Here is a 9,340-nt window from a genome sequence, read left to right on the forward strand (position 1 = left end):
ATTATAACATAAAATCTATGATATAATATATAGAAGATAAAAAAATTAGTGAGGTATATAAAATGATAATTTGTCCAGTTTGTAATAAGAAAATGCAAAAGATTGAAAGAAAATATATATGTGAAGGAAATCATAACTTTGATGTCTCTAAATTTGGACATGTAAATTTATTATTGTCTAATCAAAAAAATAGTAAGCTTCCAGGAGATAGTAAAGAGATGGTTTTAAGTAGAAAAAACTACTTAGAGAAAGGTTATTACGAAGGTATATCAAATGGAGTAAATGAGATAGTGAAAAAAGAACTCGGAGAAAAGAAAGATATAAAAATTTTAGATATAGGTTGTGGAGAAGGTTATTACACAAATAGATTAAAAAATTTTTTAAATGATCTAGGTGTAAAAAATGAGATAGTGGGAATAGATATATCAAAGGAGGCTGTTATATCTGCAGCAAAATCATATAAAAATATAGAATGGATTGTTGCTAGTGCAAGCTCTTTACCAATAGAAGATGAATCTTTAGATTTTATAATATGTATGTTTGCTAAAATAATCCCAGAAGAAAAAATGAGAACTTTAAAAAAAGGTGGAAAGCTAATAATAGTTTCGACAGGAGAAAATCATCTTTTAGAATTGAAAGAGGTAGTTTATGATGTTGTTAGAAAAGAGTTTTATTCACCGATTGAAGATTTAAATATTTTCTCTCATTTAGAAAAAGTGAATGTAAAGTATCAAACAGAAATATTAGAGCAACAGAGTATTGAAAATCTTTTCAATATGACACCATATAGATGGAGAAGTCCACAAAAAGGTGTTGAGAAATTATTTCTTTTAAATAAACTAAAAACAACAGTAGAGGTAAATATAGATATTTTTGAAAAAAAATAAAAAAATAAAACTTTTTTGAGAAGACTCGCGTCAAAAAAGTGTAATTAGAAAATAGTAAGTTTTTAATTACAAAAAAGACTTTATACTTAATAAAAGTATTATTTAATCCCCCCCTGTAGACGGCCTTCTATCCCCCCCAGAAGGCCGTTTCTTTTTTTTGTATTTAATAAATAGGTTGTTGCTATTTTTTTTTGTAAATTTATATTGTATAATATATTAGGTCAATTTTAGGGGGGATTAAAGTTGAAACAGATAGAAAGAATAATTTTTATTAATTTATTAACATCGTCGATAGTTTTAGGGGTTTATAATGTATTTACAGGTATTCATATAAAAACGTTGGGCTATGGAGAAAGTGTTATTGGTCAGGTTTTATCTTTAGGAAGTTTATCGATAGCTGTTGGATCGATGTTGAATGCGTACTTTAGTTCAAAAGTTGGTTTGAAAAAAACTATTTCTTTTGGTTTAGTTTTGATGTCAGTAGGTATTTTAGGAGTTGGATTCATAAAAAATCCATTTTTTATAAAAATATTTTCTAGTTTAATGGGAATAGGTTATGGATTTCCTTTTTCATCAATTGGTGTTTTATTGATAGAAAACTCAGTTGAAAATGAAAGAGTAAAGGTTTTTAGTAAGAATTTTATTGTTCAAAGCTTGGGAACGGTTTTTGCAAGTTATTTTGCAGGAATTTTGATTAAGACTTTTGGAAAGATTTTTGCCATAGATAAGGCAATTCCACTGCTTTATCTACTATGTGTTTTTATAATTTTATTAGGATTTTATCCATTATTAGGATTAAATGATATTGATAAGTTAAAAAAAAATAAAGAGAGAAATTTTTTTAAAGGTTTTAAAGAGGTAATGAGTGGAAATGCATTGAAATTTGTAGTTTACAATACTGTTATAGGATTTGGAGCAGGCTTAGTAATCCCATTTTTCAGTGTCTATTTAAAATTCGCACTTAATATAGATAATGAAAAAGTTGGAATTATAATGGGGTTATCACAATTAGGGTTGGTTTTAGGGGGATTTTTAGTACCGTATATATCTAAACTTCTTGGAAGAGAAATGACGGTTGTTGTTTGTCAGCTATTATCAATTCCATTTTTAATTTCGATAGCATTTCCGCAAGGGATTTTTGTGATGGGTTTATCATTTTTTTTAAGATCAACATTAATGAATTTAAATCAACCACTTATTCAGAATATATCTCTAGAAACTGTAGAGTATGAAAATAGAGCTTTGATGAGTAGTGTTATATCTATGTCATCTAATGCAACAAGAGCCTTAAGTATGATAGTAGCTGGATATTTAATGGAAAATGTTTCGTATACAGCGCCATATTATATAACAGTAATATTATATTTAATAGGAACCGTTATTTTTTATAGAAGTTTTAAAGCAGAAAAAAAACCATTAAGAGGAGGGATTGAATGAGTAAAAATTTTGTTCATTTGCATCTACACACAGAGTACAGTCTTCTAGATGGGGTTGGAAAGATAGATGAATATTTAGATAGAGCTAAAGAATTGAATATGAGGGCAATGGCGATAACAGATCATGGAAATATGTTTGGAGCTATTGAGTTTTATAAAAGTGCAATGAGTAGAGGAATAAAGCCGATAATAGGAACAGAAGCTTATGTTTCTGAATTTGCTATGGATAAGAAAGAGGGGCGGAATTTTCATCTTATATTATTAGCTAGAAATTTAACGGGATATAAAAATCTTTTAAAGATATCATCGACGGGATTTTTGAAGGGATTTTATTATAGACCGCGTATAGATAAAGAGTTTTTAAAAGCACATAGTGAGGGGATAATTGCTTTATCCGCTTGTATGCAGGGAGAGATATCTAGAGCTATTTTAGGAAATGAACCCGAAGAGATTATAGATAATAAGATAAATGAGTATATAGATATATTTGGAAAAGAAAATTTTTATATTGAACTTCAAGGTAATGGAGTTGAAGGTCAAATAGAACTAAATAGAGAGCTAAATAGATATGCCAAAAAGCATGGTTTAAAATGTGCTGCAACTAATGATACTCATTATGTTTATGAAGGAGATCATGTTCTTCAAGATTTAGTTATCTGTATTCAAACTGGAGCAAAAGTTGCAGATAATAATAGAATGAAGATCGAAACAAAAGAGTTATTTTTAAAAAGTAGAGCGGAGATGATAAGTTCTTTAGGAGATGAATATATCGAAGCAATTGATACAACAGAGGAGATAGCAGATAGATGTAATTTGAGTTTAGAATTTGGAGAGCTTAAGTTTCCTAAATATGAAATACCTAGTTGTGTAAAAAATTCTGCTGAATTTTTAAGAAAGATTGTTTATAAAGGATTAGCTGAAAGGTATCCAGCAGGACTAAGTGAAGAGTTATTAAAAAGAGTAGAATATGAGTTAGAAGTTATTTTAAAAATGGGATATGAGGAATATTTTATAGTTGTATGGGATTTCATAGCTTATGCGAAAGGTAAAAATATTCCAATTGGACCTGGAAGAGGTTCGGCGGCAGGAAGTTTGGTTGCATATGCATTGAAAATAACAGATTTAGATCCAATAAAATATAATCTGATTTTTGAAAGATTTTTAAATCCAGAGAGAATTTCAATGCCAGATATAGATATAGATATTTGCCAAGAGAGAAGAAGTGAAGTTATAGACTATGTTACTAAAAAGTATGGAGAGGATAAAGTTGCTCAGATTATAACTTTTGGAAGAATGAAAGCTAGAGCAGCTTTGAGAGATGTTGGGAGGGTTTTAGATGTAAATTTGGCAAAGGTTGATAAGATAGCTAAGTTGATCCCAGCATTTTCAACGTTAGCAGAAGCTTTGAGAGAAAATTCTGAGTTGAGAGAGATTTATTCTGAAGACTCTGAGATTAGAAATTTGATTGATTTATCTCAAAGATTAGAAAATAAAGTTAGACATGCTTCAATACATGCTGCAGGAGTAGTAATAACTAAAGATCCGTTAATGGATGTTGTTCCTTTATATGGAGATAATAAAGATAATACTGTATCAACTCAATATCAGATGAAAGAGTTAGAGGAGTTGGGTCTATTAAAAATGGACTTTTTAGGTTTGAGAAATTTAACAAACCTTCAAAGAACAATCGAGTATATAAAAGAGAGTAGAGGAAAAGATATAACTTTAGAGAAAATATCTTTAAACGAAAAAGAAGTTTATGATATGCTTTCTAGAGGAGATAGTCTAGGTGTCTTTCAATTAGAATCAACAGGAATAAGAAAGATTTTGATTCAATTAAAACCAGAAAGATTTGAAGATGTAATAGCTTTATTAGCATTGTATAGACCGGGTCCTTTAGGATCAGGAATGGTAGAAAGTTTTATAAATTGTAAAAATGGCTTAGAGGAGATAAAGTATCCACATGAAAGTTTAGAGAAAGTTTTAAAGGAAACTTATGGTGTTATTCTGTATCAAGAGCAGGTAATGAAAATAGCGAATATAATGGCTAACTATTCATTAGGGGAAGCAGATTTATTAAGAAGAGCCATGGGAAAAAAACAGGCTTCTATAATGGATGAAAATAGAGAGAAATTTGTTCAGAGATCTATTGAGAATGGATACACAAAAGAAAAAGCTGAGGAGATATTCTACTTAATTGATAAATTTGCAGGATATGGATTCAATAAATCCCATTCAGCGGCATATGCTCTTATAGCTTACTGGACAGCTTACTTTAAATATTTTTATCCAGAGGAATACTATGCATCTATAATGACATCAGAAAAAAGTAATGTTGAAAATGTAGCATTTTATATAGAGGATGCGAAAGCTCATAAAATCGATTTAAAACTTTCAGACGTGAATAATCCAGTTTCTAAATTTACAGTTGAAAATGGTGGGATAAGATTTTCTTTAGCTGCTATAAAAAATGTTGGAGAAAGTTTAGCAGAAAAAATAAAATTTGAGTTTGAAGAAAATGGAAATTTTTTAAGATACGAAGATTTTATTTATAGATTGAGAGGGCAAGGTTTAAATAAGAAAAATATAGAAGCTCTAATATACTCAGGAGCACTAGACTCGCTTCCCGGAAATAGAAAACAGAAAATAGAATCGATAGAAAAAGTTATAGATTATGCTAATAAAAAGATAAAAGAGGATGATATTCAGCAGATGAACCTATTTGGTGGAGCGAAATCTGAAATGGTAAATTTTGTTTTACCAGATCTATCTGATTTCACAGCAGATGAAAAATTGGATAAAGAAAAAGAATTTTTAGGTTTTTATTATAGTGCTCATCCCTTAGATAAATATGAGTGGTTATTAAAAAATTATAAAATGAATAAGATTTCAGAGGTAAAATTAGAAAATTCTCAGCATACAGTAAAAACTTATGGTATACTAAGGGATGTGAAAAAAATACTCACTAAAAAAACGAAAGAAACGATGTGTACCTTTATTTTAGAGGACTATTATGAACAAATATCGGGAATAATCTTTCCAAGAGAGTATAGAGATTTGATGAATATTGATTTAGAAGGAAAAGCCGTTTTAATAGATGGAACAGTTCAGGTAGATTATTTTAATGGAAATGAAAATAAAAAAATAGTTGTAAAAGATATAAAATCACTGAATTCGATAGAATTTACAAAAAGAAATCGGATGTATATATTGATAAATGAAAAATCAAAAGATAAATATAGTCGTTTGAAAGAGCTTCTTTTAAATAGTAAAGGAGAGGTACCTTTAAGTTTTGCTATCGACATAGATGGTAATAAAGAGGTTAAAAATTCTAAAATAACTGTAGAGATAACGCCAACTTTAATAAGAAAAATTGAAGAGTTATTGGGTGAAAAAAGTATAGTAATTAGATAAAATTACACTTGTAATGTAACCTTGAATGATTTTTTAAATTATGTTAAAATAAGTGATAAAAAACTGATGGAGGAGCTATGAAGAAAGACGAGTTTCAAATAGAAGATTTAATTAGCGTACTTAGTGAGTGTGGACTTACAGAGATTAGTTATGAGGAAAATGAAAATTTAAAAATAAAAATAAAGAAATCTCCACAAAGAAAAGTTGTAGTACCAAAAGAGGTTGTACAGCCGGTTAAAGAAATTTCAAAAAAAGAGGACAATGTAAAAAATATCTTATCAACAGGAATAGGAAAATATTTCTATGAAAATTCAGTTAAAGTTGGAGATAAAATTAAAGTTGGACAAGATTTAGGTTATATCCATGTAATGGGACTAAAAACTCCTTTAAAAGCAACTGTAGCTGGAGAGGTGTTAGAGATAACTGTAAAAGATGGTGGAGTAGTTGATTATGGTAAAGTTTTATTAAAAGTTAAGGCTACAGCAAGATAATCGGGAGGATTTTATGTTTAAAAAGATATTAATTGCTAATAGAGGTGAAATCGCTGTTAGAATTATAAGAGCAGCAAAAGAGCTTGGAATAAAAACAGTTGCTGTTTATTCAGAAGCGGATAAGGATAGCTTACATGTGAGGTTAGCAGATGAAGCTGTATGTATAGGGGGGCCTTTAAGTACAGAGTCGTATTTAAAAATACCAAATATATTAGCTGCAGCTGAGATAACAGGAGCAAATGCAATCCATCCAGGATATGGATTCCTATCTGAAAATGCTAGATTCGCAAGAATATGTCAAACTCATAATATAACTTTCATAGGACCAAGTCCAGAAGCGATTGAAAGTATGGGAGATAAAGCTACAGCAAGAAAAACTGCTATTGAAAATGAAGTTCCATTGACAAATGGAACAGGAATAATTAGAAGCATAGAAGATGCAAGAAAAGAGGTTGAAGAGAGAATCGGATACCCTGTTATGATAAAAGCCACTGCGGGCGGAGGCGGAAAAGGAATGAGGCTTGCTAGAACTCCAGAAGAGTTAGAAAGCAAAATCATCGCAGCTCAGACAGAAGCAGAATCAGCGTTTGGAAATCCAGATGTGTATATAGAAAAGTTTGTTGAAAATCCTAGACACGTTGAGATTCAAATTATAGGTGACAAACATGGAAATGTAATTCACTTAGGAGAAAGAGACTGCTCGATTCAAAGAAGACATCAAAAGCTAATAGAGGAAGCTCCATCTTATAAGTTACCTTCTAAAGTTAGAAAGGCTATGGGAGAAGCAGCAGTAAAATTAGCTAAATCAATAAGTTATGATTCAGCTGGAACTTTAGAATTCTTAGTGGATAAGGATGATAACTTCTACTTTATGGAGATGAACACAAGAGTTCAAGTTGAACATACAGTTACAGAGATGGTAACAGGAATAGATATAATTAAGTTACAAATAAAAGTTGCTGAAGGAGAGAGAATAAATATATCTCAAGAAGATGTTGTGTTATTTGGTCATGCAATAGAGTGCAGAATAAATGCAGAAGATACAACAGCTGGATTTTTACCTTCACCAGGAAAGTTAGAAACTTATATCGTTCCAGGTGGACCAGGAGTAAGAGTTGATTCTCATTCATACGCAGGATATGAGATTTCACCATATTATGATTCTATGATAGGGAAGCTTATAGTTCACGGAATTACTAGAGAAGAAGCAATTGAAAAGATGAAAAGAGCATTAAATGAGTTTATTATAGAGGGAATTGATACTACAATTCCATTCCATTTAGAAGTTCTAGATAATAAAGTATATAGAAGTGGAAAAGTTACAACTAAGTTTATTGAAGAAAATTTTGAAAAAAATTAATAAATAGCTAGGAAAAAATTTAAATAAATGTAATAATATAGGTATAATATCTACGGAGGTGTTTTTATGAACGAGTTAGGAAATATAAAAATAGCAGATGATGTAGTAAAGACGATTTCAGCAAAGGCAGCACAAGATGTTTCTGGAGTTTATAAACTAGCAGGTGGAGTAGCAGATGAAGTTAGTAAAATGCTAGGAAAGAAAAGACTTACAAATGGTGTTAAAGTTGAGGTAGGAGAGAAAGAGTGTAGCGTAGAAATCTATATAATAGTAGAATACGGATACCAAATCTCAGAAGTAGCTCAAAATGTTCAAAAGAGTGTTTTAACAGCAGTGAGTACAATGACTGGTTTAAAAGTTGTAGAGGTAAATGTTTTTGTTCAAGATGTTAAAATTTTAACAGAAGAGTTTGAGGATAGACACGAAGATATTGAGATAGTATAATAATAAAAGAGGCGTTTTGATACGCCTCTAATCTTTCTTACAGGGGTGAGTTTCTTGATAAAAAAAATAATATTTTTCTTTGCATGGATAGGAATATTTACTATGGCTGTAGCAGGGATTGGTTATATAACAATGCCACAATATTTTTCAACAATAGATACAAGCTCACTTATATTTAAAGTAGTGTTTTTTAATATATGTTTAGCTTACATATGTATATCAGTATTAAAATTATTATCAAAATTTTCAAAAGAAAAAGATTATGTTATAAAAAATGAACATGGTGCAGTACATATATCAACAGATACAGTAAAAAATCTAATTAGAGAGATACTATCAAGAGATAGTGATATAAAGGGATTAAAAATCGATTGTGGGAATAGAGGTAGCAAATACTTTATTAAATTAAATTTAGATATGATTTCAAATAATAATTTATCAACAAAAACTGTAGATATACAGAATTTAATAAAGAGTAACTTAGAAGAAAAACTAGATTTAAAGGTTGATTATATAGAGGTAAAAATTTCCAGATTATCAATAAAAAGGGATGTAATTGAATAGGAGGAGCAAAAATGATGTTAGAAAAAATTATTGAAAACTTTATTCTTAATTTTAAAAGATATCTTTATGCTGTTCTAGGATTAATATCTGGAATTCTTTTAGTTGAGTATGGAGTTTTAAAAACAATATTTATATTGATTTTAGCGTTTGTAGGATATAAACTAGGAGATAGAGATTTTCAAGAGAAGTTAAAAAAACAAATATTAAATAGATTAAAGGATTAGAAAGGAAACAGTAATGAGTAGAAGAGTAGCAAGAGAAGAGTTATTTAAAATAGTTTTTGAATCGGAGTTAACAGAAGTTAAAATAGACGAAACTTTAGAGAATTACATGCTAAGAGATGAAACTAACTTAAATACAAATGAGAAGGAGTTTATTGTAAAATACTCAAAAGGTATGGCATTAAACGATGAGAAAGTTGTAGAAACTTTAAAAAATAATATAACAGGATGGAGCTTAGAAAGAATTGGAAATGTAGAAAAAGCGTTATTAAAAATATCTACGTATGAAATTCTATTCGAGGATGTTCCAGCAGAGATTGTTGTAAATGAAGTTGTAGAGTTAGCTAAAAAATATGGAGATGAGAAATCTCACGAATTTATAAACGGAGTTTTAGCAAAAGTTGTAGCAGAGAAAAATAATTAATAGATTAGAGAGATGCCATTAGAATCTGATAGCATCTCTCTTTTTTTATTATTTAGGAAATTATAATTTTTTGAAATTGTTCTTAAAAACACTAAAAAT

Annotated in this window: 9 protein-coding genes; all 9 read left to right on the forward strand. The window is 29.5% G+C overall.

From position 1 onward, the window contains the following. Positions 1-62: 62 nt before the first annotated feature. The 9 genes from L988_RS00125 (at position 63) to nusB (ending at position 9,241) form a co-directional block, all read left to right on the forward strand. Positions 63-887, forward strand: a complete 825-nt coding sequence (locus L988_RS00125; protein ID WP_047380344.1) for a methyltransferase domain-containing protein — start codon at positions 63-65, stop codon at positions 885-887. A 243-nt stretch (positions 888-1,130) separates the two neighbouring features. Next, on the forward strand, positions 1,131-2,324 hold the full coding sequence (locus L988_RS00130; protein WP_047380346.1) for an MFS transporter: 1,194 nt from the start codon (positions 1,131-1,133) through the stop codon (positions 2,322-2,324). Continuing rightward, positions 2,321-5,737: a DNA polymerase III subunit alpha gene (locus tag L988_RS00135; RefSeq protein WP_047380348.1), complete on the forward strand. Its 3,417-nt coding sequence runs from the start codon at positions 2,321-2,323 to the stop codon at positions 5,735-5,737. The genes L988_RS00130 and L988_RS00135 overlap by 4 nt, the downstream gene beginning before the upstream one ends. Before the next feature lie 77 nt (positions 5,738-5,814). Beyond that, positions 5,815-6,228, forward strand: coding sequence for a biotin/lipoyl-containing protein (locus L988_RS00140; protein ID WP_047380350.1), 414 nt, complete (start codon positions 5,815-5,817; stop codon positions 6,226-6,228). A 13-nt stretch (positions 6,229-6,241) separates the two neighbouring features. Further along, positions 6,242-7,588: an acetyl-CoA carboxylase biotin carboxylase subunit gene (gene accC / locus L988_RS00145; RefSeq protein ID WP_047380352.1), complete on the forward strand. Its 1,347-nt coding sequence runs from the start codon at positions 6,242-6,244 to the stop codon at positions 7,586-7,588. Positions 7,589-7,654: 66 nt separating this feature from the next. Beyond that, a complete protein-coding gene (locus L988_RS00150) occupies positions 7,655-8,032 on the forward strand; it encodes an Asp23/Gls24 family envelope stress response protein (protein WP_047380355.1) in 378 nt (125 codons plus the stop codon). Positions 8,033-8,086: 54 nt separating this feature from the next. After that, positions 8,087-8,596 carry an alkaline shock response membrane anchor protein AmaP gene (gene amaP / locus L988_RS00155; protein WP_047380357.1) on the forward strand — a complete coding sequence of 170 codons (510 nt, stop codon included), beginning with the start codon at positions 8,087-8,089 and terminating at the stop codon, positions 8,594-8,596. 11 nt (positions 8,597-8,607) lie between these two features. Further along, positions 8,608-8,820 (forward strand): DUF2273 domain-containing protein, encoded by a 213-nt coding sequence (locus tag L988_RS00160; RefSeq protein ID WP_047380359.1) that lies wholly within the window; start codon positions 8,608-8,610, stop codon positions 8,818-8,820. A 13-nt stretch (positions 8,821-8,833) separates the two neighbouring features. Beyond that, positions 8,834-9,241, forward strand: coding sequence for a transcription antitermination factor NusB (nusB, locus tag L988_RS00165; protein WP_047380360.1), 408 nt, complete (start codon positions 8,834-8,836; stop codon positions 9,239-9,241). Positions 9,242-9,340 lie beyond the last annotated feature (99 nt).

This window comes from Cetobacterium sp. ZWU0022, assembly GCF_000800875.1.
Lineage (GTDB): Bacteria > Fusobacteriota > Fusobacteriia > Fusobacteriales > Fusobacteriaceae > Cetobacterium_A.

Excerpts from the sequence above, each read along its gene's own strand:
- L988_RS00135 (WP_047380348.1), top strand. The coding sequence starts at position 2,321 with ATGAGTAAAAATTTTGTTCATTTGCATCTACACACAGAGTACAGTCTT.
- L988_RS00140 (WP_047380350.1), top strand. The coding sequence starts at position 5,815 with ATGAAGAAAGACGAGTTTCAAATAGAAGATTTAATTAGCGTACTTAGT.
- accC (WP_047380352.1), top strand. The coding sequence starts at position 6,242 with ATGTTTAAAAAGATATTAATTGCTAATAGAGGTGAAATCGCTGTTAGA.
- nusB (WP_047380360.1), top strand. The coding sequence starts at position 8,834 with ATGAGTAGAAGAGTAGCAAGAGAAGAGTTATTTAAAATAGTTTTTGAA.
- L988_RS00125 (WP_047380344.1), top strand. The coding sequence starts at position 63 with ATGATAATTTGTCCAGTTTGTAATAAGAAAATGCAAAAGATTGAAAGA.
- L988_RS00160 (WP_047380359.1), top strand. The coding sequence starts at position 8,608 with ATGATGTTAGAAAAAATTATTGAAAACTTTATTCTTAATTTTAAAAGA.
- L988_RS00150 (WP_047380355.1), top strand. The coding sequence starts at position 7,655 with ATGAACGAGTTAGGAAATATAAAAATAGCAGATGATGTAGTAAAGACG.